Source organism: Paenibacillus sp. 453mf (assembly GCF_900116105.1).
GTDB lineage: Bacteria > Bacillota > Bacilli > Paenibacillales > Paenibacillaceae > Paenibacillus > Paenibacillus provencensis.
In genome coordinates, this window is the sequence record NZ_FPAC01000003.1 from 271,858 (window position 1) to 295,779 (window position 23,922).

Consider the following 23,922-nt stretch of genomic DNA (forward strand, 5'->3'; position numbering starts at 1 on the left):
CAGGAATGGCAGTGAACTAGGCTATAAGGAAGCCATTCCTGTCCAAATACGACCGCTGTCGCTTCTTCCTGAATTATTCACTTCCTCCGCAAGTGCAACCGTCAGTAAGCAGCACCCCCTCCTCAAACTGGGAGAGGGGAAAGTTAAGGTCCGGCTTGGCAATTCGCCGACCGGACTTTGTTTTGGCTCTGGTTCATTTGACTGCATAATGAACCAGAGCTAAAAGATGGGGTATGTTTATTGTTTGTTGAATGGTTTACACCAAGTACTTGTTCTTAAGCTGTATTCTTTCTTCCTCTGTAATGCCAAGGCCCTTGTGGAGGTAGTTCTCGAATGATCCATAGTTATCATCGATGGCCTCCAGTGAAGCCCGTATGAAAGCTGCCTTCATCATCTCCGGTACTTCTCCGTTCCAGTCTTTCTTCATCTCTTCAGGCAGTTGATCGATATGATCCTTGTTATTTCCGGAGAGGAAACGCTGCAGGAGTCCATCTATCGCTAGATTGGTCAGCTCGTAATCTTCAATGACGACCTCGCGAGGTACGCCAAGCGTCAGAAGAATCAGTGCGCATACGACTCCAGTACGGTCTTTACCGGCCGCACAGTGGAACAAGGAAGTACCACGATCTTCTGTTAGAAGCTCATGCAGAATGAGGGAGCATTTGTTAGTGTTCAAGATCATCGCCTTATAGCCTGCATTCAGATCAAGTCCAATCTTCTGCATCTCTTGCGGACTCGCTTCCGCCATGAAAGGGATATTGGTGTTGATCGCTTTACCAATTGCAGGACTCGGGCGGCTCGCGACTTCAAAATCACTGCGAAGATCACAGATCCAATCGATTCCCAGCGCATCTGCGGTCTTCAGATCCTGTTCACTTAGTTCATGCAGATCTGCGGAACGCAGGAGCATTCCCCAGCGGGTTGTCCGTCCATCTTCTGTATGATATCCCCCCATATCACGGAAATTAACGACGCCATCGGTATGAATCATCCGGTCGGTTACGGTCGTAACGGAGCCGTCGTTAAACTTCACATGATAATAGCTTCGCCCAGGGAGTGGTGTTCTTGTAAAGGATGCACCTACCGGCTTAATCTGAACCTCAAGCGGTGTGCTATTGTTCTCATCAAATTCAGGACTTGCAGAGAGGTAGATCGCTTCAGCCTCAAGGCTCTCTGGCATATTCCAGGCGAGTGTAATGATATTATTGCTGGTGTATTTCGCTTGCACGATAGGTCCTTGCTCTAATGAGGGGTTGAATGTTGACATCATAAATCCTCCTTCGGATTTCACGTTAGTATCATTAAACAAATCTGCTAACTCTTACGTGTCTTAAGCTTCATTTTGTACCGGTTTGCAATAAATTCAACGCTGAACACCATGACGAAGACGACCAGGCCGACAAACAAAGCTGCCGCAAAATTGTACGATTTCATCGCATGCGTCATTTCAAATCCGATCCCGCCGGCACCGACTGCACCGAGGATGGTGGATTCAGCAATACCGCCTTCGAGCTGAAGCACACACCAGGCAATGAACGCCGTCTTCACAGTCGGCAGGATTCCTTGTATTACGATCTGGAGCCAGCTGGCACCGGTTGCCCGCATCGCCTCAAGTACACCCTTGTCGATCTCCTCAAGCGACTGTGCGAATACCTTGACGAGCATGCCTGCGGCAGAGACGGCGATGGCCAGTACCCCTGGAAGCGGACCAAGTCCGACAGACACGATGAATATGAGTGCCCACACAATAGTAGGAATCGCGCGCAGCAGGGAGGCTGCGCTTTGGATCACCCATGCAAGCAGCGGATGAGGTGTAAGGTTGCTCGCCGCGAGAAAAGACAGGAAGAATGCAATGACAATGCCAAGCACTGAGCCGATAATGGCCACCTGCAGTGATTCTACTGCAGCAAGCAGGACATGCTTCCAATCGGAGAAGTCAGGAGGGAACATCGTTCCCATATAACCCCACAGCTTCGTGAAGCCTTCGGCGATCTTGGCGTAATCGAACTGCAGCTGCAGGAGACTGAATACAAACAGTATAGCAACCAGCGGAAGACCGATCACAAGCAGCTTGTTTTTCTTCGGCTTCGGCGGCTCGACGGTCGATGCCAGCACCGTAAAGGATGGTTTATGTTCGTTTAGCTGCATACTCATATGATCCGCTCCCTTACGCGATTGGTAATCGTTTCAACGATAAGGACGATGACGAGCACGAGCAGAACGGCCATGCTGGCTTCCTGGTACTGAAACAATTTCAATTTCGATTGCAAAATAAATCCGAGACCTCCTCCGCCGACCATGCCGACGATCGTGGAGGCGCGTACGTTAATTTCAAAGTTGTATAAGGTCCAGCCTATAAATCCGGGCAGAAATTGCGGAACAACGGCTTGAGATTGCACTTGAAAATAGCTTCCGCCAGATGCACGGACGGCTTCAACCTGTCCCATATCAATCTCTTCAAGCACTTCGGCGAAAGAGCGGGTCAGCATCCCGATCGAGATCAGGATCAGGGACATCGTTCCTACGACGGCCCCGAGTCCAAACGCTGCGACAAGCAGGATGGTCCAGATAATAACGGGAATATTCCGGAAGAGTGAAGTCGCCGCTCGCACGAATACTTGCAGGTAAGGATGCGGACTCGTTGTGGCAGCAGCCAGGAAGGACAATAGTCCAGCAACAACAGATCCGATCACCATCGCAACGACGCTCATATATAATGTCTGCAGAGCAGGCTCGACGAGCTGGGACAGGGATGAGAAGTCCGGCGGTAAAAAGTCGAAAAAGATAAATCGGAAGCTCTCGCCAACTCCTGTAAACAGAGCTCCCAGTGTAAACTCAGCACCGATGGAGGACCAGATGATGAGCGCAAGCAGCACGATGACAAACAGTATCGTTTGGGTGCGTTTCATTTTACGGGCAGATTGCATTTGTGCCGCATTCATGTCAGGCGGTCTCCTTCACTTGGGGATTGGTCTGGTTGTAGATCAGCCGGATCATATCATCCGTAAGCTCATCTGGTGTTCCATCGAATACTTTGGTTCCTTTATGGATGCCGATAATACGGGATGCATATTTCTTCGCAATGTCTACCTGATGCAGATTGCATAGACAGGCAATGCCTTCCTCATTACAGATCGTGTACAAATAGTTCATGATCGTTTCCGATGAAGCGGGATCAAGACTCGCGATAGGCTCATCTGCCAGAATCAAATCGGGTCTTTGCGCAAGCGCGCGGGCAATACCTACCCGCTGCTGCTGTCCACCGCTCAGCTCGTCGGCCCGCTTGTACATCTGTTCGAACAAACCGACGCGCTGCAGCATCTTTTTCGCAGCTTCTGTATCTGATTTGGAGAAGAGGCCAAGGGCTCCCTTGAACGCATTCATGTAGCCCAATCGGCCATGAAGCACGTTTCTTAGTACGGACACACGGGTGACAAGATTATATCCTTGAAAAATCATACCCATATGACGGCGCAATTCGCGCAGCCTTTTGCCCTTAATCCCCATGGTCTCGCTGCCTTTAAACTGAATTTTGCCGTTTGTTGGCTCAATCATGCGGTTCAGGCTGCGAAGCAGGGTGCTTTTTCCTGCTCCGCTCGGCCCGATGACGACAACGAATTCTCCTGGATTAATCGTAAGATCGAGGTTATCAAGCGCCTTTGTTCCGTCTGGATATACTTTGGATAAACCTTCCACTTGTAGTAGTGTCATATTAAAAAATCCTCCTCACGTTTCAAATACTCCGCTTATTTGCTTAACAGTTCTTCTGGAGACATATCAAGAGCCTCTGCTACATCACGAATCGGATCAAAATCGCTGTCACTGCCTTCTACAAAACGAGCAGCACCCACACTTTCCAGGAAGCTAGGGTTTTTCTCATGATAACCTACCATAAGCTCACGCAGCTGTGTTACTAGTTCTTCAGGCAAATCGTGACGATATAATAGCGGTGCTCCGCCGACAATCGGCTCTGATTCAGCAATGACACGGAAATCATCTTCATTCACAAGACCTGATTCTGCCATCATTGGCACCATGAGGCTTGAAGTACCGATCGCATCTGCATTGCCGTTAGCCAGCGCAAGCAGGGACTTATCATGTCCGCCGGAGAAAGCTACACTGCCGAAGAAGGAATCCAGTTCTTCATTCGTCAGGCCAAGCTCTTTCATCAGAGTTGCACGCGGGTACAGATTTCCGGATGTGGAAGCCGGATCAGCAAACAAGAAATCTTTTCCTTCGAGATCTTGTACCGTTTGATAAGGGGAATCCTTCTGAACCAGGATCACGGTATTTGATGGTTGATCACTTTCTGAACGGACAAGCAGCTTGGCATTAGCACGTTCCGTAGCAATGATATATCCGAATGGGCCGATCAGCCCGATTTCAATTTTGCCTGCACGCAGTGCTTCAATTACCATGTTGTAATCTTCAGCCACAAAAATTTCAGCAGGAATGCCGGTTGCTTCTGTAATGTCTGCGGCTAGCTGATCCTGCGAACGGTTCATCTCGCCTTCTTCACTTGGCATCATGCCGATTCGAATCACTTCAGGCATCCCTCCCTCACCCACAGCAGAGGTTGAGCCTGCTTCGGCTCCGCAGCCGGACAGAATAACGAGCATAAGTACAAGTGATACGATCAAGCTTTGACGACCCCTATTTTTTAACATGATATATCCTCCCGATTTTGAAGTTCATATTCTGTGGTACACAAGTAGGATACAAGTTGAATGTAAGAGGAATGTGTTGGCAATTTTGAGGATTTGTAAAATATTTGGGAGGGTTGCGGCAATTCTACGCATACTGTTAAGATGAGGTAAAATGATTCATATATAATAGATATTTTGTTTGAATTATGATAACAATCGAGTGTGAGTATAAGTCATGGGCAGAAAGGGACTACATAAATGATGAAGAAAAACTCGCTGGTTGATACGGCATACACGCTGCTGCGTGATCAAATCGTCCGAGGTGAATTAATGCCGGGTACACTGCTGTCGGAGAATGAGCTGTCTGTAGAGTTTCAGATGAGCCGGACGCCTGTCCGTCATGCGATTGCTCGTCTCGAATCGGAAGGATATGTAACAGCACTGAAGAATCGCGGAGTGCTGGTCAGGGAAATCAACAGCAAGGAGTTCATTGATTTGAATGAACAAATTCAATCCATGCTCTTCTACTGCTTTCAAGTGATGAAGGACCGCAGCAGAGATATTTATATAGATCTTGAATCACTGGCTGCCCATGTAGAGGCACAGCGGCTTGCAGAACAGAATAATGATTATGCGACTTATATTGATCATCATTTTCTGTTCATGAGGGAGATCGTAGAGTCGATTGGTAACAGCGTAATGCTGAGTACCTTTGACTCCTTCAAGGATAAACTAGGTATGTATGCAATGGTTCGGTTCAAGCTTACACCCAACATTAAGCATTATAGTGCGATTGGAATTAATCGGGATACACTGAAGGTGATAGCGGAGCAGAATTATGAAGCTGCCCAGGCGGTTGTGCTGTCGCTGGGCCGTTTATCGAGGGAGCGAATGCTGGCTACTGGACAGTTCTAGCGAAAGAGAGCAGAGCATTCTTATTCGTCAATGGAGCAAGAATGGACACACTTTCAAACAAAGGCCAAAGAAGGCCAGAGGCCGCAATATAAAATGTCATTTACCAGTTAGAGGTTTGCATAACGGGTAACCCGTGTTATGATAGTCGTAACAAGTTAATAGTTGTCAGGAGACGAGGAGAGACCGCGATTACATTTGAAGGCGCTATGCCGATAATGTTTATTTCGTGGTCTCTTTTTCTGTTTCTGTTTATAAATACAAGAAGCGGAGGTCATACACATGACAGGATTTGCTGAACTGAACAGAACGGACGCCATAGCGGCGATGGGTAAGGATCAATTTGATTTATTGATTATAGGAGGCGGAATAACAGGGGCTGGTATCGCACTGGATGCCGTGACTCGTGGGATGAAGGTCGCTCTCGTTGAGATGCAGGATTTCGCTGCAGGCACATCCAGCCGTTCCACCAAGCTCGTGCATGGAGGACTGCGTTATTTGAAGCAGCTGCAGATCGATGTTGTGGCTGAGGTCGGCAAGGAACGTGCCATTGTATATGAGAATGGACCTCATGTTACGACGCCCGAGTGGATGCTGCTCCCCTTCTATGAAGGGGGGACATTTGGCAAGTTCATGACCTCCATTGGGCTTCGTGTCTACGATTTTCTGGCCGGGGTGAAGCGAAGCGAGCGACGGGTCATGCTCAGCAAGGAGAAGACGCTCAGCAAGGAGCCTTTATTGAAGAAAGAAGGAATGCTGGGCGGCGGCTACTACGTGGAATACCGGACGGATGATGCGAGACTGACGATTGAAGTCATGAAGGAAGCCGTAAAGAACGGTGCTCTCGCTGTCAACTATGTCAAGGCGAACTCGTTTGTTTATAAAGACGGCAGGGTATGCGGTATCCATGCGAAGGATCTGATCGGAGGCTCCGACTTCACCATTCATGGAGCTAAGGTTGTGAATGCGGCTGGACCATGGGTCGATGAACTGAGAGAGAAGGATCAATCCAAGCAAGGGAAAGTGCTTCAGCATACAAAAGGCATTCATCTTGTCATCGACCAAAGCCGGTTTCCACTGAAGCAGGCGATCTATTTTGATACACCGGATGGACGAATGGTATTTGCCATTCCACGTGACGGCAAGGCGTATGTAGGTACGACGGATACCGTATACAAGGGAGAGCTCGCGAATCCCGTGATTGAGAGAGAAGATGCCGAGTATGTCATTAAAGCGATCAACTACATGTTTAGTGATCTGGACATTACGATTGATGATGTCGAATCCGGCTGGGCGGGTATTCGTCCCCTTATTTTTCAGGAAGGGAAGAGCGCCTCGGAAATATCACGGAAGGACGAAATTTGGCAGTCTGCTTCGGGCCTCATTACGATTGCAGGAGGCAAACTGACCGGTTATCGCAAGATGGCGGAGAACGTTGTGGATTTGACCGCCAAGTTGCTGCATAACGAAGGAAAAGGGCCTTTCAAGGCATGTCAAACAATCCGTATGCCGATATCGGGCGGCCAGGTCGGCGGAAGTGCAGGCTATCCTGCGTATGTTCAGCGTATGACGGAAATCGGTATGCGGCATGGACTGACACATGCGGATGCGGCACGGCTGTCACAGATGTACGGGGCGAATGCAGAACGGTTATTCCAGCATACAGAAGGAAGTGAATATTCTCTTGGCGTAAACCTGCCGATTGAGGTGCTCATGCAGCTGAATTATGCAATGAAGGAAGAGATGGCCGTAACGCCAGCCGACTTTTTCATCCGCCGCACAGGAGCGCTCTTCTTCCATATGGATTGGGTTAAGAAATATAAGATTCCCGTCATTGAATACATGGCGATGGTATATGGGTGGACAGATGTCGAGCAGCAAATCTACACACAGGAGCTCGACCAGCTTATTACAGAGGCCAAGCCGGCAGCAGGCTAAAACCATCAGACCCTATGAGCAATCCAGGATAATGTGACTCTGTCACACTTATCTCATGTCTCATGTCTCATGTCATATGCCGCAATGCACCCATGACTGCCGCTTATACACAATAGCGGTGATTAAGATGCCCTCGAAAAGAGGGCGTTTTTGTATCAATACTAGCGTATATCTAGTTGAAGCGTTTCAATGCTGCTAGTGTTGCAGGTTATCCATTGTTCACATAGAGATCAGAGCCTAAATTTGTTATCCTTAATAAGGAAATGATGATAACATACGGAGGCGTTTCATGGGTTGTCTAGGCTGACTGTTTGTACCGATCATTGTGTAATCGCTATCTTAACTTGAAAAGGGGAATTTGAAGATGACACTCAGAATTGGAATTATAGGCACAGGCTGGTTCAGCAAGGTGCACGCCGGGATTCTGCAGCAGATGGAGGGCGTTAAAGTTCAGGCAATCCTTGGGACGAGCTTGGAGAAGGCAGACCGAATGGCAGCAGAATATGATGCAAATGGATACGATCGGCTTACGGACATGCTGGATGCTGAGCAGCTGAATGCGGTATATATTTGTGTTCCGCCAATGTCTCATGGTGAGATCGAGCTCGCACTTATTGAACGAAGCATTCCGTTTCTGGTTGAAAAGCCGCTGGCGACCGATCTTGCTCTGCCGCAGAAGATGGATGCTGCCATTCGGGAGAAGAGGCTGCTAACATCGGTGGGCTATCATTTCCGTTATCAGGAGACAGTGGAACTGCTCAGGAAGGATCTGGCCGGGCAAACCATCGGCATGGCAAGCGGAGCATGGAATGGAGGCATGCCGGGAGTAGCTTGGTGGCGGCGCCAGGAAGGATCAGGCGGACAATTTATTGAACAAACGACGCATATTGTGGATTTGCTGAGATATGTAGCCGGAGAAGTAGTTGAAGTCCAGGCAATGTACGCAAACCGGAGTCTCCACGAGCTGCATGAAGGTGTAAGCGTGCCTGATGTAGGAACGGTCAATTTACGGCTTCGTAACGGTGCGGTAGCGAATATTTCCAATACATGTATTCTGCCGGATGGTGTGCCGGGTAGTAGCGGGCTGACCTTCTATTCATCACATGGTGTATGGGATTGGAATCCGGAGAGGCTGCAAATTGCTCAGCCCGAACCTGCAGGAATGACGACAGTAGAGAATAAGGGTAACGCATACCTGCTGGAAAATGAAGCCTTCATCCATGCACTGCGCACAGGCGATCGAAGCCGTATCCGCTCGGATTATTCGGACGCGGTTCGTACTCAAGCGGTCACTGTTGCTGCCCTGAAGTCTGCGGAAACAGGGGAACGCGTATCACTTCTATGACCTTCAGTGTTCAGTGAATGTACTTTCGACATATCGAACAGCCCTGCGCAGATACAAATCTCATTCATTCCGCACAGGGCTGTTCTTCATCAATCTATCAAGAGCAGCCGAGAGTACTCCGGCTTCTATAAGCGGTGAGGTGAATCGGCAAGCGTTGATAAGTGGCGGGAGTATTCATATAATCCACTGGGTGGACCATTCGTAAATTTCTTTAATGACAGGCTCAATTGCGAGGCCCTTATCCGTAAGCTCATATTCGACACGGGGAGGGATTTCCGGATACATTTTGCGGGTAACAATACCGGTCAGTTCCATCTCCTTCAGTCTCTCGGACAGCAGCCTTCCGCTGATGGCCATAGCAGCTTCCAGCTCCGTAAAGCGTTTCGGACCAGATAGCAAATGATACATGATGAGGACAGCCCATTTCTTGCCTAAGAGGTTCATCGCCTGGGTAATCGGGCATAGCTCGTTGTTTTGGGGCTCCATGAGATCACCTCGAATTTTGTTAGAACAGGTACTTATAGATACATATAACTCTATTATACTAGATAATCCGTTTCGGTGGGAAAGTCGGAATAAACGAAACCCTCCCGATATTACCGAGAGGGTCATTGTGATTCATAGGGCTCATTATAATTAGAGAAGCTTCTTGAGCTGAGATACACGGCCTTGACTAATTCCTAATTTCTCAGCGATTTGATTTTGTGAAATACCTGGATTGCCCTCTATAATTTCTTTCATCCTGCGAAGCATCTGGGCTGTCTTGGGACGTACATCACGGGCAAATTCATCCGATCCAGTAGAATAAAGATGTTTATGTACAGCTGATGACCCTGCGTATTTCGGATCTGTAAACTGGGATAAGCGTTGCTCTTGATTAGAATTAGTCGAACTTTGTCGATTTGATAGAGGCATGTCCACCGAATGATCCGTAAACTTCAGTTCCCGGGCACAGCTCTTGCAAATAAATTGTTCTTTGAAATACATCTCCGTGTCCACATTTCCACAAAAAATGCAAAGAGTGGACTTGTATTTACGAAGAATCAATTCTTTACCTTCAATAAAAAACTCCAGCGGATCTCCGATATCGATCTCCATTGTATCGCGCATTTCCTTTGGAAGAACAATACGGCCAAGACGGTCGAGCGCTCTTTTCATACCGGTTCTTTTCATGGGTAATCTCCCCCGCTAATCAGCAGATATTATCATTTCTTCATTTTAAGGGAAGAATGTACTGCAATACAATAGGTTTTTTCAATAATTAGCCAGTAATATAGATTAATATTATAGAAATACCGAAAATAAGGGGGAGACCATGAGTGTAACGAGAGCGGCGAGAACCATGGAAATGCTCGATATCGTTCCTGTCAGCGGGCTGTATTCAAATGCTTTGGAAGTCCCAGTACCGTGCGCACTTGTGCCATAAGCGATTCCTCTAGCAATTTCTCCATCGATTTTCAGCCATTTTACCACATTGGGTCCGATTAGCATTCCGGTGAGACCTGTAATGACAACGAAAACAGCTGTTATTTGCGGAATACCGTCGATCATTGTCGAAATATCCATTGCTATCGGTGTTGTGATGGAGTGAGGGAACAGACTGGATTCCAGCTCAGTGCCCAGATTAAACAATCTCGCTGTAATCAAGGTGGAGATGATTGCTGTGAGCGAGCCGAGTGTAACCCCAACTGCAATCTCTCGCCAGTTCTTCTTCAAAGCTTCAAAGTGCTTGTAGAGCGGTACCGCAAAAGCGATGGTCGCTGGCTGAAGCAGCAGTGTAATCAGACTGCCTCCCTCGTTATATGCCTCATAAGGAGTGCGGGTTAGAAGCAGAACGACCACAATCACCGCAGGTACAATGAGCAGTGGAGAGAGGTAGACTTTAGGGAATTGTTTATACATTTTTTTGGCCAGCAGATATATGGCTATTGTTAACAGGAGACATAACAGGGCTGTCATACCGAGCAGCCTCCTTTCTTCTCGTGATGGCTTGAGCTGCAAGTCCAGAGACGGCCATGACGATAAATGTGCTGATGAGAATGACGAGCAGAATGCTGAGACCGCTCTGCTTCATGAGATCCAGATGATTCATGATGCCGACAGCGGAAGGAATGAAGAATAGCAGCATTTCAGCAAGAAGCCAGCTGGCACCGGCCTCGATCCAGCGCAGCTTAACGATACCTGTCTTCAATAACAGGAACAGCAGCAGCATGCCGATGATGGAGCCGGGGATCGGTAGCTGCAAGAGCTGTGCGATCCCATTTATCAGAAGTGAGATGAAGAGCAGAACCACGACTTGAGATACGATAATTACCGTTTGTTTCATGAGATGAGTCCGCCTCCTTTATATTAACGATGTCTTCAATTCGTTGTATATCATCTTAGAATGTATCTTAGTGGTTACTGAAATTTTACATGATTCATTTTCATGAGTAAAATGCATAATAAGCATGCCTACCATTCCATTTTTCTATAGAAGGAGATCTTAATTCGATGGATATTCGGCATTTGCAATATTTTCTCGAGGTGGCAAGACAGCACAGCTTCACGAAAGCGGCTCAGGTGCTGTTCATTACGCAGCCAACCATCAGCAAGACGGTCAAGAGCCTTGAGGATGAGCTCGGTGTGACCTTGCTTGACCGTTATGGCAAGAACGTGAAGCTGACCGATGCAGGTGAGGTGTTCGCCCGACAAGCCCAGGAGATTGTGACTTCATTCCACAATTTGTCTTCCGAGCTGGATGACCTGATGAATTTGAAAAAAGGGCATATTCGCATTGGGCTCCCGCCCATGATCGGCGCTTCTTTTTTTCCAAAAGTGATTGGAGCATTCTATAAGCAGTATCCGAACATTACAATCCAGCTATTTGAGGATGGGGGAAAGAAGGTCGAGAATGACATCCTTACGGGCGCACTGGACGTGGGGGTAACAGTACTGCCTGCAGATGAGTCTTTGTTTGATAGTTATATCTTCGTTGATGAGTCGCTGCGGGCCGTACTTCACCCATCGCATCCATTGGCAGAACAGGATGAAATTGGGCTTACCGAGCTTAGCGAGGATGGATTTATTCTGTTCCGGGAGGATTTTACACTGCATGACCGGATTATTGGAGCTTGTCAGAAGGCAGGATATCAGCCGCGAATTATTTATGAGAGCGCACAGTGGGATCTGATCAGCAACATGGTTGCCGCCGGACTTGGGGTTGCTCTCCTGCCGGAGACGATATGCAGGGAGCTTCGCCAGGAGGAGGTAAGGATACTCAAGCTGAGGGAGCGGATTCCGTGGGATCTCGGGATGGTGTGGCGCAAGGATCGCTACCAGTCATTTGCGGTACGAGAGTGGATTGCTTTCTCGGAGAAAATGCTTAAGCCCAAGGACTAAACAGAAGGTATATTCCCTGATACAATGACTTTGAAGTAAAGAATAAGAAATAATCAGATATTTTAAGGAGGAACGCTTTAATGAAACTGCGTGTATCTGCAGTGCAATACAAGCTACAGACCATTACCAGCTTTGAGCAGTTTGCAGCCCAAGTAGAGCATTATATAAAGACTGCTGAAGAATTTGATGCCGAGTTTATCCTGTTTCCCGAGTTTATGACAACACAGCTGATGTCCATCGGAGATAAGGACGGCAATGCACTTGGTATCGAGGATTTGCCGAATTTTACGGAGGCTTACGAGGCTTTGTTTACGAAGCTCGCCAAGCAGTACAGTGTTCATATTATCGCAGGCACCCATGTCATCAAGAAAGATGACAAGCTGCTGAATACTGCACATCTATTTTATCCGGATGGTCGAATCGGCCGGCAGCCGAAGCTGCATATCACGCCTACGGAAGTGAAGGAATGGAATATGGGAGCGGGCGAGGGACTAACGGTATTTGAGACGGATAAAGGAACGATTGCCGTGCTGACCTGCTACGATATCGAGTTTCCTGAAATTGTCCGTATGGCCAAAGCCAAGGGAGCGGATGTGATCTTCTGTCCTTCTTGTACGGATGACCGTCACGGATTCTATCGCGTACGATACACAAGCCATGCGAGAGCTGTAGAGAACCAAGTATATGTGGTTCTGACCGGAACCGTTGGAAGCCTGCCGACCGTTGACTTCATGCGGGCCAATTATGGCCAGGCTGCGATTATTACGCCGAATGATATTCCGTTTCCACCGCGTGGAATTATGGCCGAGGGGGAAATCAATGACGATATGATCGTAACTGCGGATCTGGATCTTGATCTGCTCTATGAAGTGCGGGAGCGCGGAGCGGTTACAACCTGGCGTGACCGCCGGGTGGATCTGTACCCGGACTGGTAGAGAGGGCAGGTGAGCTTGGCGGTGTATCGTAAAGAAATGTATATTCTAAGTGAGGGTAAGCCGGTTCCTGTCGTAGTTCGGAATTACACCGAGACCGACTTTGATGAGCTGATTGCTATCCAGGCAGAATGCTTTCCGCCGCCATTTCCATCAGAGCTGTGGTGGAGCAAAGAACAGCTGAGCAGCCATATTACCTTATTTCCACAAGGTGCGCTTACGGTTGAGGTGGACGGCATACTAGCCGGTTCAATGACGGGGCTTCGCACGAGGTTTGACCAGGCACATCCTGAGCATACTTGGGCAGAAGCAACCGATGAAGGTTATATTCGAAATCACCAGCCTGATGGTGATACATTATATGTCGTAGATATAAGCGTCCGTCCTGCTTATCGCAAGCTCGGAATTGGACAGCTGCTTATGCAATCCATGTACCATGTCGTTATACAGGAAGGCGCTCTGCGACTTCTGGGAGGCGGCAGAATGCCTGGGTATCATATAGTAGCGGACAAGATGAGTGCTGCGGAATACCTGTCTGCGGTCGTTCGCGGTGAGCTTCGTGATCCCGTCATTTCTTTCTTGCTGCGCTGTGGACGAACACCTGTGGCCGTCACCGAGAATTACCTGGATGATGAGGAATCTTGTCACTATGGAGCACTGATGGAATGGCGTAATCCGTTTAAGTAAAACGGAATTGATGCCAAGCCTGGAATTGAGAATTTGGCCTAGTAATCAAACTGAATGAGGAGGTAGTCATTATGGAATATATTCGTATTGTCTCTATCAAGGATCCGCTCTTTGCACAAATGCATGAGCTGATGCAGGAGGTATTTCCCCCGGAGGAGGTGCTTGAATTCTCGCTGTGGGAAGATCCATTAAAGGATCCGGGTATCCGGGTATTCGTTGCGGTGCTGGATGACAAGGTGGTTGGAGCAACGGAATACCGCTATTATCCGGACTGGAATGTAGCTATGACCGATTTTACGATCATCGGGCGTGATGGACTCGGGATCGGACCGTTTCTGGCCAATGCGCGCCGGCGCGATCTGAGAAGCCTGGCACAAGCGGAAGGCAAGGAGCTCTTCGGCATGTTTGCCGAGATCTATAATCCCTATATATCGGATGAGCATGAATTTGGGGGCATCAAGTCGATGAATCCTTATGTCCGTAGAGAAGTGCTGTCGCACTTGGGTTATAAAAAGATTGATTTCCCTTATGTCCATCCTTCATGGCAAGGTGATGGACAGGCGGTCGGCGGGCTTGATCTGTGCTTCATGCCGACCGACGATACACTAAAGGCAATATCCAGCAAGCTGGTAGCGAACTTCCTGAAGCGTTATTACGCAGTGCTGCCTGTAAAGCCGGCTGAGTGGACATCCATGGTGGATAAGCTGGATGAGCAGGAGGAGCTGGCGCTGCTTCCGCTCTAAATGGCTTCCATAGCGAAGCTGAATGATATACGGACAGATATTATGCTTAGCTTGAAGCAGATATCTGGGATGAATATAGAATAGAAATAAGCCTTCTGCTGCTGGCAGAGGGCTTATTTCTTATTATTATATTATTGTATATTTATCATTCCTCTGTTTGAGTGCGCTCAGGCAGCTGTGTTACATAGCTGTATGAATAATGAACTAAGGCAAGGGCTCGTTCGTATTGATCTTGGCTTACGTCAGGGAGCCCTGTTCCCGACACTTCCTTCGCTAGTAGAGGATCTTCAGGCAGCTGAAGGGAATCTATAAATTCCTTGGATGCTGTTTCTTCAATCTCGGGCAGCTTATGCTGCGTGCCATCTTCAAATCCACTGCCGGGGATGAACATTCCCTCCTGGCTGATGAATGATCCGGTCGGCAGATAATAGCGTTCAGGCAGCAGATTCGGCTGTCCGCTCAGCAGATCCTGACCGAAATGAATATAATCGTCCATCGATATGCCCAGCAGGCTTGCAACCGTAGGCACAATATCGACTTGACCGCCAAGCTGATCGACTCTAGCACCATCAATGGCACCAGGGACAGAAATAACAAGCGGAATATTGATCATGTCTGCCTTGGAATATTCGCGTCCGTATATTTCCTTCATCAGTGCTTTGTCATCGGATTCAAGCGAGTAAATTGGCAGACCCAGATGATCGCCATACACAACGATGAGGCTGTTATCCCAGACGCCATTCTTCTTCAATTGATCTATAAACAGGCCGAATTCATAATCGGCGTAATTCTGTGCGCGAATATAATTGCCTACCAGTGTATCCTCGAAACGATCCGGCAGGTCCATCATGTATCTGTCCTCAGGCAAATGGTATGGATGATGGGCAGACATGGAAATGACCTGTGAATAGAAAGGCCGCCCTTCCTCCTGCAGTGCTGCGAGCTCCTCCGCGGTCTTGCGGTACAACACAGCATCTGATGCCGCAAATGCAATCATATCCTCTTCCCCGAAGAAGTCATAATCGTAGTAATCTCCAAAACCGAGAGCAGAGTACATCTCCAGCCGGTTCCAGAATTCTACATGGTTCGTATGGAAAGTGGTTGTATTATAACCGTTCTCCGTAAGCAGTCTCGGCAGACTTGGCACTTCATAATCCGCATACTCCTGCGATGCTGCTCCACGTGGAGGAATGTAATAGGAGGAATTGACGACAAATTCGGCGTCAGATGTATTCCCTTGGCCGACCTGCTGATAAAAATGCGGAAAATACAAGCTCTCCTGCGCCAATTTATTCAGATTGGGTGTAATTTCTTGGCCATCAATATTCAGCCCGACCAGGAAATTCTGGAATGATTCGAGCTGTATGATAATCACATTGCGGCCCTTGGCAGCATCCCAGTAGCTGGATTGGGCAGACTCTGGTGAGTTGATGCCCTTAAGCTCATTAATGTTCTCTTGTGTAATCTCTTTCTGAGGCACCGGGTCTTCGGGTCTGTCTGAAGCAATCAAGAATGCTTCGTAATTGAGTATACCCATAGATTCCGCTTGATTCAGCTCATTCATACTCGCCCGGTTCGGCCAGATATTAAATACCGTGATTAAGGCCGAGACGACGAATATCCCAGCAGCGGTTCTCCTCCCCAGTCGAGGCAGCTTCTGCGGTGTGTAGAATATCTGCTTATTCTGACGAATGCGGCGTTGAATGAAATATACAAGCAGTACAATAATATCCACAAAAATAAGCAGATAATAAGGAGCGAGCAGCGAGAAAATACTGCTGTTGACCGAAGTAACCTGATTCACCTGGGCAAGAGCATGGTAGGTAACAATGACTCCATAATATTTGTAATACATAATAGCAGCAAAAAAGATGATCGTTATGATGAGATTCGTGAGCATATAGTAACCGATTTTTCTCTTGTCTGCGAAGCGTTCAATAACAGCAAAAATCAGCCATACAAAAGGGATCTCGGTTAAGAGGGGCTGCCAGAATGGGATATTATCAAATATAGCATACCAGGTAAGGTAGCACTTGATCAGCATGATTATGGTAAAGAAAACAAACGGCTTGGTCACGAATGTCCTCCATGCGAAGCGTTCCAAATGTACCGCCTTCCTTCCACTTGTAAGCAGTCTGAAATGTAAAATAATGGTATTAGTATACAATAAGATGGGGTGCTTGTTACAGCACAATGCAATATAATATTATCCTATGGATTTAAAAAATTGTCAAAATCGGTCAAAAGGGAAGTGGACGTGGAATAGCCCGCATCCACAAGGTCCTGAAGATCAGGATCAGGCAGAAGCGGGTATACATTAAACATTAAGTCACAGTTAATCGTTCGTTAGTTATTCAACTGTGTAAGTAGTAATAAACGAAGGACGGGCAAAGATCGAAGTCGCCTGAGCCTTTAGCCCCTCTTCACGCTTCTGATGCGCATGTGCAAAGGCTTGGGATTGCTGCCAAGTCTCAAAGCTTGCTTTGGAATCCCATGCGGTAAGAATAACATACGTATCGCTGTTCAGCGGGCGTAGCACGCGGATACCTGCAAAGCCCTGCTCGTCTTCTACTTTCCGTGCACGGTTCATAAATCTCGCTTCAAACGCTTCCCTTCCATCCTCTGTGACAGGGATGTTGTTCATGACGATGAACTTGCTCCCGGTAAGGCTCCCGCTTGCATCAATCGCTTCATAGGCAGGAATGGCCGGGTCGTTGTCGACCATAGTATCCAGTTCTATCACATATCGCGTATCTTCTTCATTCTGAAGCGTGAAATAAGGGTGCTCCTTGAGTGCGTCCGAAATGGGTGATGACAAAAAGTACATATACATAACGCAGACCTCCTGTTACTTGATTTTTGTAAATCCAATATAGCCATAACTTGTTCTCTCCTCTATTTTACTAAACAGATCAAAGGAAACAAAAACGATGCCGATCGCATGAAGCACATTTCGGGTGAATCCGTTTCATCACTCAAGGTACTGTGAAACTTGATTCCGGGTATATAACAGTAAACTCAAAATCTTTACACTCACATACAGCAGTTAATGATAGGTCTTTACATTCTCTTGTTATGTTGAGGTAAAAAGGAGAGATGAGTAGACGTGGTCAAAACCTTGAGAACTTTGCTAATCGCTTCCATTATCGGAATTGGTGGAGATACGGATCATATTGCCGCTGCGAACTCCGCTGAGACCGTAGTCGTCGCACATCGGGGAGCTGCGGGGTATGCACCGGAGAATACGATGGCTGCTTTTGAATTGGCATACCGGATGCAGTCGAGCATGATTGAGCTGGATGTACAGCGAAGTCTGGATGGAGAGCTCGTCGTTATTCATGATCTCACATTGGATCGGACAACGAGCGGGACAGGGGAAGTGAGAATGCATACGCTGGCGGAGCTGAGGAGCCTGGATGCGGGAAGCTGGTTCGGAGGAGAGTATAGCAGCCAGCAGATTCCCGCGTTTGAAGAGGTTCTGGCACATTACAGCGGCAAGAATATCGGATTTCTAATAGAACTAAAAGCACCTGAGCTGTATCCGGGCATCGAGAGACAAGTGGCGGATTCCTTAATAAAGTACGGATATGACAAGATGGGACCCGGGCAGGTTGTCGTTCAGTCCTTCAACCATGAATCCATGTCGACATTTCATGACATGCTGCCTGCCGTACCAACGGGCGTGCTGATCGAGGACCCTGCAGATCTGGAGAATGAGAAGCTGGATGAATACCGTACCTATGCTTCGTATGTTAATCCACATATCTATACGGTGGAGCATTCCCTCGTTCGACAAATCCATGCTAGAGGAATGAAGATTTATGCCTGGACACTGCGCAGCCGTGAGGAAGCAGACTATCTGCTTGATCTAGGGGTAGATGGAATTATTACAGACTATCCTGATTATGTGCCTTACAAGGAAGCAAAAAAATAAGTTCGAGCATTTAGTTCATAGCGTTTAGTGCATAGAAGCCCCTATCAGGCTGCCGCGTTCATGTGGTCTGAGAGGGCTTTTTGTAGTTATTTTAGGGAATCGGATGAGCTATTGAAGAACTGGTATCTTCACCTTCATTTTGTTAAAGTGGAAAGACGAAAATGAACAGGAACGGGTGAAGCGCATGCCATATGAAATTTCTATATCCGTCAGACCTCTGGTGGAGTATGTATATCGGAGCGGCAGCATCACGGGTGGATTCCGGACGAATGCCACGATGCACGAAGGGACCCGGATTCATCAGAGCATTCAGAAGACCTATGCAGATACGGATCAAAAAGAAGTGTTCCTCAAGGGTGAGATCCCCTACGGAGATCTTCTATTCAAGGTGGAAGGCAGATGCGATGGACTTATTCAGCTGGATGGGGCATGGACAATTGATGAGATCAAATCGACAGCAGCTCCGCTTGAGGACCTGGAGGGCGGGCTTCCGGTTCACTGGGCACAGGGTAAAATGTATGCATACATGTACGCCAAGGCAGAAGGGCTCTCAAGTATGCAGGTCCAGCTGACCTATGTACGAACAGGCAGCGGAGAGCAGAAGAAGATGCTCGTTACCCACTCTGTGGAGGAGCTTGAGACTTTTGCACACGAAGTCATTGAGGCCTATGCGCCTTATGCCGAGATGCTGAGGGAGCATGAAGAGAAGCGGCAGCCGTCCATTGAAGCACTCGGCTTTCCTTTCCCGTCTTACCGTGCGGGACAGCGTAAGCTGGCTGGCGCCGTATTCAAAACGATCTCCGAGGGTGCCGGGCTGATGGCGAAGGCGCCGACAGGGATTGGAAAGACGATGTCGACTTTATTTCCGGCAGTCAAGGCGGTTCACGCAGGACATATCAGCAAAATTTTTTATTTGACGGCACGGACGACGACTCGGGCAACGGCAGAGGAAGCCTTCGCGCGAATGCAGGCTCAGGGGCTGTATATGAACTCAGTGACGATCACCGCCAAGGACAAGATCTGCTTCAAGGAAGAGGAAGCATGCGATGCCAGGCAGTGCAGGATGTGCGAAGGATATTACGACCGGATCAACGGGGCGGTACTGGATATCATGAAGCACGAGACCATCATGACTAGACCGGTCATTGAAGCGTATGCCCGCAAGCACCAGGTCTGTCCTTTTGAATATTCGCTCGACATTGCTTACGCCGCTGATGCGGTTGTCTGTGATTATAATTATATTTTTGATCCGCGAGTATCCTTGAAGCGATTGTTTGAGGATCAGAAGAAGAAGACAGCCGTGCTGGTCGACGAGGCTCATAACCTGGTCGATCGAGGCCGGAATATGTTCTCGGCTGAGCTCGTCAAATCCGTCTTTCTCGGGATCAAGGATGAGTACAAGACGGCAAATGAAGGGGTATCCCGTGCTGCCGGAGAGGTTAACTCCTTCCTGTATGCAGTCAAGAACAATTGCAACAGTGAGGGACGTATCATTCAGTCTGAGCTGCCGGAGGAGCTGATCAAGCGGCTTGAGAAGTTTGTGGAGGCTGCAGAAATAGAGCTGGTCTCCGGCTCTTCTGCGGACCGGGTCAGTATTGAAGCGCAGGAAGAGCTGCTCGGTACGTATTTTGCCTCACAAAACTTTATTCGGATGGCCAAGCTCTATGATGATCATTACCTGACATATGCGGAGATCATTCGCAGCGACTTTCGAATCAAGCTGTACTGTCTCGATCCTTCTGAGCAGCTTCGCCAGGCAGGCAAAGGCTATCGATCTATCATTCATTTCTCTGCCACACTGTCACCGATGAATTATTACCGGGATATGCTGGGTGCTGGAGAAGAAGATTACACCCTTAGCATTCCTTCGCCGTTTAGCAAGGAGCAGCTTGATGTGCAGCTGGTGCCGCTGTCGGTCAGATACAACGACCGGGAGAGGTCGAGAGGAGCGATCGCAAGACTTCTGCAGCGGGTCGCTGAGGAGCGGCCGGGGACGAATCTGCTCGTATTCTTCCCGTCTTATTCCTATATGCAGGAAGTATATGAAACCTATATTCAGGATGAGGGCAAGGGTGTCGATGCAATCATACAGCAGTCTTCCATGAGTGAGGAGGAGAGGGATGCCTTTCTGTCTGGCTTCCAGCCGAACCCCGAGCGCACTCGGCTTGGGTTTGCGGTGCTTGGGGGCGTATTCTCAGAAGGAGTTGATCTTCCCGGTGACAGGCTGAACGGTGTAATCGTCGTGGGTACCGGTCTTCCTCAGATTGGACTGGAGAACAATATGCTGCGTGATTATTTTAACCAGACCGGGCGGAACGGCTTTAACTACGCCTATGTTTTTCCGGGAATGAACAAAGTGCTTCAGGCAGGGGGAAGGCTCATCCGTACAGAGGAGGACGAGGGCGTGCTCGTGCTGGTCGATGATCGTTTCGCACAGGAGCCTTACCGCTCCTTGCTGCCTGAAGAGTGGAGGGAGTACAAGCAGATTAACCCTGCTTCGATCTAGTATAGCTTCGGACGAGCTTGATGAAGTAGAAGAGGAAGATCCAGGGCAGGATGTATTTCGTGAGCCATTCAATACAGTTCATTAAGATTGTGAGGATCACTGCAATACTTATGCCACCTATGCCTGCAGAGGCGATGAATAAAAGAATAAAGATCATGACGATGTAGAATGAGTTCTTAGCGAGAAGATTTGAAATCAGGCCTGTTGAAGTATGCTTCTGATCGACGGAGTGCTCCTCCGGATTATTGTTCATGCAGCCGAATCACCTCCAGTGGTTGTACGAGCTTGGACACGGCACTCTGGTTGAATTGCTCACGGGCGTCAGAAGACGCATAGCCGTCGTGGTAATGCATGAGCTGGATTTTGGCCTGGATCGGCAGCGGAAGAGACTTGATATCGTCCAAATGAGTGTGTGATGAGATGGTCACGTCCTGCAGATGGCACTCATAGAAAATAACCTGCACCTCGTCAGCAATGTGCTCAAGCAGCTCGGAATCCATCGTCGCATCTCCGCTGTAATAGAAGTACCCCGGAGCATACAGGCCGCAGCTCAGCATGCCGGGTACATGCTTCGTCAGTGTAAGCTCATATGTAACTCCTCCAATGCTGAAGGGCTTCTGTTCACGCAGCTGGATCAGCTCGAAATAATCTTCAAAGACCCGCTCTCCCTGTACGGTATAACGCATGCCGGGCTCAAGTGAACGCCAGAGCGGTTCAATTAACTCCTCATGAATGTAGAGCTTGGGTTTCTGGTTGCCAAATACTTGTGCATAATAACCGAGCTGCTGCAGGCCATTGATGTGATCATCATGCAGATGGGTTATAAACACATCCTTGATCTCATTCAGTTTGATTCCCATATGATGCAGCACCTTTGCATTCGATTCAGGAAAATCAATAATGAGCCGGGTGTCATTGTATAGGATCATCGCGCTGTTGTGGTCTTGTTCGAAGCTGAACATATCTCCGGTTCCTAGGAATGTAATTTGCATTTGTACGATACACCTCTTTTTCTTTTTCCTCAATTATACCCTCCCCAATATAGAAGAACGTCAAAATTCAGAAAAAGTTGCCTCCCGTAGACCAATGTGATCATTCACCTGCGTATTGGATATAATTCTTGCCATCTAGAATCCACCCTGTTCAAATCCCTTAAATGAATTCTTCTGCTAATAAATGCAGATATGCCAGTCAACAGTCATTTACTTTGCTGAACGCGCGAAATTTGTCAGTGAGAGGACGCATATCCATCGGGAGAACATTTTTGATAGCGTTCTCATTTTGTTGTTGAACTTTTAATGGAAAGGGTGTAGCTTAGAATTTGAGAATAAACCTGAACGAACCAAAATCAACCTAAAGGGAGTGGGTAAGGAAGATGAAGTCTTTTTTGGATGAGCAATTTCTACTTACGAATGATACAGCGGTTGCGCTGTACGAGAAGTATGCGAAGGATATGCCGATTATCGATTATCACTGCCACCTGAGTCCCAAGGAGATTTATGAGAATAAAACGTTTCGCAACTTAACCGAAGCCTGGCTGTACGGTGATCATTACAAATGGCGGCTGATGCGGGCAAACGGGGTTGAAGAGAAGTATGTAACAGGAGGCGAGGGAGTCAGTGACTACGATCGATTCCTCGCCTGGGCAAGAACGGTGCCGATGACGATCGGCAATCCGGTCTATGCGTGGTCACACCTGGAGCTGCAGCGATTCTTCGGCGTCTATGAGCTGATTAATGAGAAGAATGCACCGATTATTTGGGAGAAAGTAAATGCCAAACTGAACGGCGAAGGCTTTGGCGCGCGTGATCTGATTACGAAGTCGAACGTAACCGTAGTCTGCACGACAGATGATCCGGCTGATACGCTGGAATATCACACAGCTATCCGGGATCTGAACGATTTTGATACAGCGGTACTCCCTTCATTCCGTCCTGATAAGGGTCTTGAGATTAACCGCGAAGGGTTCGGTGAGTGGCTCTCCCGCTTGGAGCAGACCGCTGGGCGCTCGATTACGAGCTACGACACTTTTCTAGAAGTGCTGGAGGCAAGGGTGGATTACTTCCATTCCGTTGGAGGACGTGTATCCGACCATGCGCTCGATTATGTACCGTATGCGGAGACTACGCGAGAGGAAGCGGCCGGCATCTTCGCCAAGGTGTTGAATGGTGAGCGCGCGACGCTGCTGGAGGAGCAAAAATATAAGACGTATACACTGATATTCCTCGGTAAGCTGTACGCGGCGCGCGGCTGGGCAATGCAGTACCATATCAATGCAGCAAGAAACAATAACTCCCGTATGCTCGGTCTGCTTGGCCCGGATACCGGCTATGACTCCGTGAATGACAGCCCGCTTGCCGGTCCGCTTGTGAAGCTGCTGGATGGACTTGCTAGTGAGGATTCGCTGCCAAGAACGATTCTGTACTCGCTTAATCCTCGTGACAATGAAGTGCTGGCCGCAATCGCTGGCAGCTTCCAGGGCGACGGTATTCCTGGCAAAATTCAGCTTGGTGCTGCATGGTGGTTCAACGATACCAAGGACGGCATGCTCGCCCAGATGAAGGCATTGTCCAATGTGGGGCTGCTCAGCCGGTTTGTCGGCATGCTGACCGATTCGAGGAGCTTCCTGTCCTACACAAGGCATGAGTACTTCCGCCGATTGCTATGCAATCTTCTCGGAGAATGGGTTGAGGACGGAGAGGCGCCGCATGACCTTGAACTGCTCGGCAGTATCGTGCAGGGTATATCTTACGAGAATGCGCGGACTTATTTTAACTTTGAGAGTGCTTATAGCAAGGTATAGCAAAGTGTGTGTGACGGCACTGGATTAATCTGCGACAAGAAGAGTTAAGAATAATAGATTTGCGATGGGCGGCTGTGACTATAGAGTCACGGTCG

24 protein-coding genes are annotated in these 23,922 nt (G+C 48.3%); 11 read left to right on the forward strand and 13 right to left on the reverse strand.

The genetic code is table 11. From position 1 onward, the window contains the following. Positions 1-223 (forward strand): hypothetical protein (locus BM415_RS25355; RefSeq protein WP_211753673.1); only part of this gene is annotated, 223 nt, incomplete at its 5' end. A 33-nt stretch (positions 224-256) separates the two neighbouring features. Here BM415_RS25355 and BM415_RS17285 read toward each other — a convergent pair. Genes BM415_RS17285 through BM415_RS17305 form a run of 5 tightly spaced genes read right to left on the reverse strand, consistent with a single transcriptional unit; the run spans position 257 to position 4,667 of the window. Continuing rightward, on the reverse strand, positions 257-1,270 hold the full coding sequence (locus tag BM415_RS17285) for a tyrosine-protein phosphatase (RefSeq protein ID WP_091160164.1): 1,014 nt from the start codon (positions 1,268-1,270) through the stop codon (positions 257-259). Between the two features lie 44 nt (positions 1,271-1,314). Beyond that, the gene (gene phnE, locus BM415_RS17290) at positions 1,315-2,154 is read right to left on the reverse strand and encodes a phosphonate ABC transporter, permease protein PhnE (RefSeq protein WP_091160165.1); all 840 of its coding nucleotides are present in this window, start codon (positions 2,152-2,154) and stop codon (positions 1,315-1,317) included. Next, entirely contained in the window at positions 2,151-2,942 is a 792-nt protein-coding gene (gene phnE, locus BM415_RS17295; protein WP_091160167.1) for a phosphonate ABC transporter, permease protein PhnE, read from the reverse strand. Before phnE (BM415_RS17295) ends, phnE (BM415_RS17290) begins: the two co-directional genes overlap by 4 nt. 1 nt (position 2,943) lies before the next feature. Beyond that, complete coding sequence (gene phnC / locus BM415_RS17300) at positions 2,944-3,711, reverse strand: phosphonate ABC transporter ATP-binding protein (protein ID WP_091160169.1); 768 nt, start codon at positions 3,709-3,711, stop codon at positions 2,944-2,946. A 35-nt stretch (positions 3,712-3,746) separates the two neighbouring features. Beyond that, on the reverse strand, positions 3,747-4,667 hold the full coding sequence (locus BM415_RS17305) for a phosphate/phosphite/phosphonate ABC transporter substrate-binding protein (RefSeq protein ID WP_091160170.1): 921 nt from the start codon (positions 4,665-4,667) through the stop codon (positions 3,747-3,749). A 237-nt stretch (positions 4,668-4,904) separates the two neighbouring features. Here BM415_RS17305 and BM415_RS17310 point away from each other — a divergent pair, with 237 nt between their 5' ends. The 3 genes from BM415_RS17310 (at position 4,905) to BM415_RS17320 (ending at position 8,841) form a co-directional block, all read left to right on the forward strand. Continuing rightward, a complete protein-coding gene (locus BM415_RS17310) occupies positions 4,905-5,561 on the forward strand; it encodes a GntR family transcriptional regulator (protein ID WP_091160172.1) in 657 nt (218 codons plus the stop codon). 279 nt (positions 5,562-5,840) lie between these two features. Next, complete coding sequence (locus BM415_RS17315; RefSeq protein WP_091160173.1) at positions 5,841-7,496, forward strand: glycerol-3-phosphate dehydrogenase/oxidase; 1,656 nt, start codon at positions 5,841-5,843, stop codon at positions 7,494-7,496. Between the two features lie 364 nt (positions 7,497-7,860). Further along, a complete protein-coding gene (locus BM415_RS17320) occupies positions 7,861-8,841 on the forward strand; it encodes a Gfo/Idh/MocA family protein (RefSeq protein ID WP_091160175.1) in 981 nt (326 codons plus the stop codon). A gap of 174 nt (positions 8,842-9,015) precedes the next feature. Here BM415_RS17320 and BM415_RS17325 read toward each other — a convergent pair whose 3' ends face one another. From BM415_RS17325 to BM415_RS17340, 4 genes are all read right to left on the reverse strand, one after another. Further along, entirely contained in the window at positions 9,016-9,327 is a 312-nt protein-coding gene (locus BM415_RS17325) for a winged helix-turn-helix transcriptional regulator (protein ID WP_091160177.1), read from the reverse strand. A gap of 150 nt (positions 9,328-9,477) precedes the next feature. Then, on the reverse strand, positions 9,478-10,014 hold the full coding sequence (locus BM415_RS17330) for an AbrB/MazE/SpoVT family DNA-binding domain-containing protein (RefSeq protein WP_091160179.1): 537 nt from the start codon (positions 10,012-10,014) through the stop codon (positions 9,478-9,480). Between the two features lie 111 nt (positions 10,015-10,125). Further along, positions 10,126-10,800, reverse strand: coding sequence for a CidB/LrgB family autolysis modulator (locus BM415_RS17335; protein WP_091160180.1), 675 nt, complete (start codon positions 10,798-10,800; stop codon positions 10,126-10,128). After that, positions 10,736-11,167, reverse strand: a complete 432-nt coding sequence (locus BM415_RS17340; protein ID WP_091160182.1) for a CidA/LrgA family protein — start codon at positions 11,165-11,167, stop codon at positions 10,736-10,738. The genes BM415_RS17335 and BM415_RS17340 overlap by 65 nt, the downstream gene beginning before the upstream one ends. Before the next feature lie 167 nt (positions 11,168-11,334). Between BM415_RS17340 and BM415_RS17345 the strand changes: the two genes are divergently transcribed. The 4 genes from BM415_RS17345 (at position 11,335) to BM415_RS17360 (ending at position 14,584) form a co-directional block, all read left to right on the forward strand. Beyond that, positions 11,335-12,222 carry a cidABC operon transcriptional activator CidR gene (locus BM415_RS17345; protein WP_091160185.1) on the forward strand — a complete coding sequence of 296 codons (888 nt, stop codon included), beginning with the start codon at positions 11,335-11,337 and terminating at the stop codon, positions 12,220-12,222. An 80-nt stretch (positions 12,223-12,302) separates the two neighbouring features. Beyond that, positions 12,303-13,157 carry a carbon-nitrogen hydrolase family protein gene (locus BM415_RS17350; RefSeq protein WP_091160187.1) on the forward strand — a complete coding sequence of 285 codons (855 nt, stop codon included), beginning with the start codon at positions 12,303-12,305 and terminating at the stop codon, positions 13,155-13,157. A gap of 21 nt (positions 13,158-13,178) precedes the next feature. Next, positions 13,179-13,841: a GNAT family N-acetyltransferase gene (locus BM415_RS17355; protein WP_244533517.1), complete on the forward strand. Its 663-nt coding sequence runs from the start codon at positions 13,179-13,181 to the stop codon at positions 13,839-13,841. A gap of 71 nt (positions 13,842-13,912) precedes the next feature. After that, entirely contained in the window at positions 13,913-14,584 is a 672-nt protein-coding gene (locus tag BM415_RS17360) for a GNAT family acetyltransferase (protein WP_091160189.1), read from the forward strand. Positions 14,585-14,729: 145 nt separating this feature from the next. Here BM415_RS17360 and BM415_RS17365 read toward each other — a convergent pair whose 3' ends face one another. After that, complete coding sequence (locus tag BM415_RS17365; protein WP_091160282.1) at positions 14,730-16,628, reverse strand: LTA synthase family protein; 1,899 nt, start codon at positions 16,626-16,628, stop codon at positions 14,730-14,732. Between the two features lie 306 nt (positions 16,629-16,934). Continuing rightward, entirely contained in the window at positions 16,935-17,417 is a 483-nt protein-coding gene (locus BM415_RS17370; RefSeq protein ID WP_091160191.1) for an antibiotic biosynthesis monooxygenase family protein, read from the reverse strand. Positions 17,418-17,690: 273 nt separating this feature from the next. Between BM415_RS17370 and BM415_RS17375 the strand changes: the two genes are divergently transcribed. Both BM415_RS17375 and BM415_RS17380 read left to right on the forward strand, forming a co-directional pair. Then, entirely contained in the window at positions 17,691-18,518 is an 828-nt protein-coding gene (locus BM415_RS17375) for a glycerophosphodiester phosphodiesterase (RefSeq protein ID WP_091160192.1), read from the forward strand. A gap of 184 nt (positions 18,519-18,702) precedes the next feature. Next, positions 18,703-21,024, forward strand: a complete 2,322-nt coding sequence (locus BM415_RS17380) for an ATP-dependent DNA helicase (protein WP_091160194.1) — start codon at positions 18,703-18,705, stop codon at positions 21,022-21,024. Here the strand turns inward: BM415_RS17380 and BM415_RS17385 are convergent. Both BM415_RS17385 and BM415_RS17390 read right to left on the reverse strand, forming a co-directional pair. After that, complete coding sequence (locus tag BM415_RS17385; RefSeq protein ID WP_091160195.1) at positions 21,005-21,277, reverse strand: hypothetical protein; 273 nt, start codon at positions 21,275-21,277, stop codon at positions 21,005-21,007. The two genes, BM415_RS17380 and BM415_RS17385, sit on opposite strands and share 20 nt — an antisense overlap. Then, entirely contained in the window at positions 21,267-22,049 is a 783-nt protein-coding gene (locus BM415_RS17390; RefSeq protein WP_139237007.1) for an MBL fold metallo-hydrolase, read from the reverse strand. The genes BM415_RS17385 and BM415_RS17390 overlap by 11 nt, the downstream gene beginning before the upstream one ends. 350 nt (positions 22,050-22,399) lie before the next feature. On the opposite strand from BM415_RS17390, the gene uxaC reads away from it, so the two are divergent. Next, the gene (gene uxaC / locus BM415_RS17395) at positions 22,400-23,827 is read left to right on the forward strand and encodes a glucuronate isomerase (protein ID WP_091160199.1); all 1,428 of its coding nucleotides are present in this window, start codon (positions 22,400-22,402) and stop codon (positions 23,825-23,827) included. The last annotated feature ends 95 nt before the right edge of the window (positions 23,828-23,922 follow it).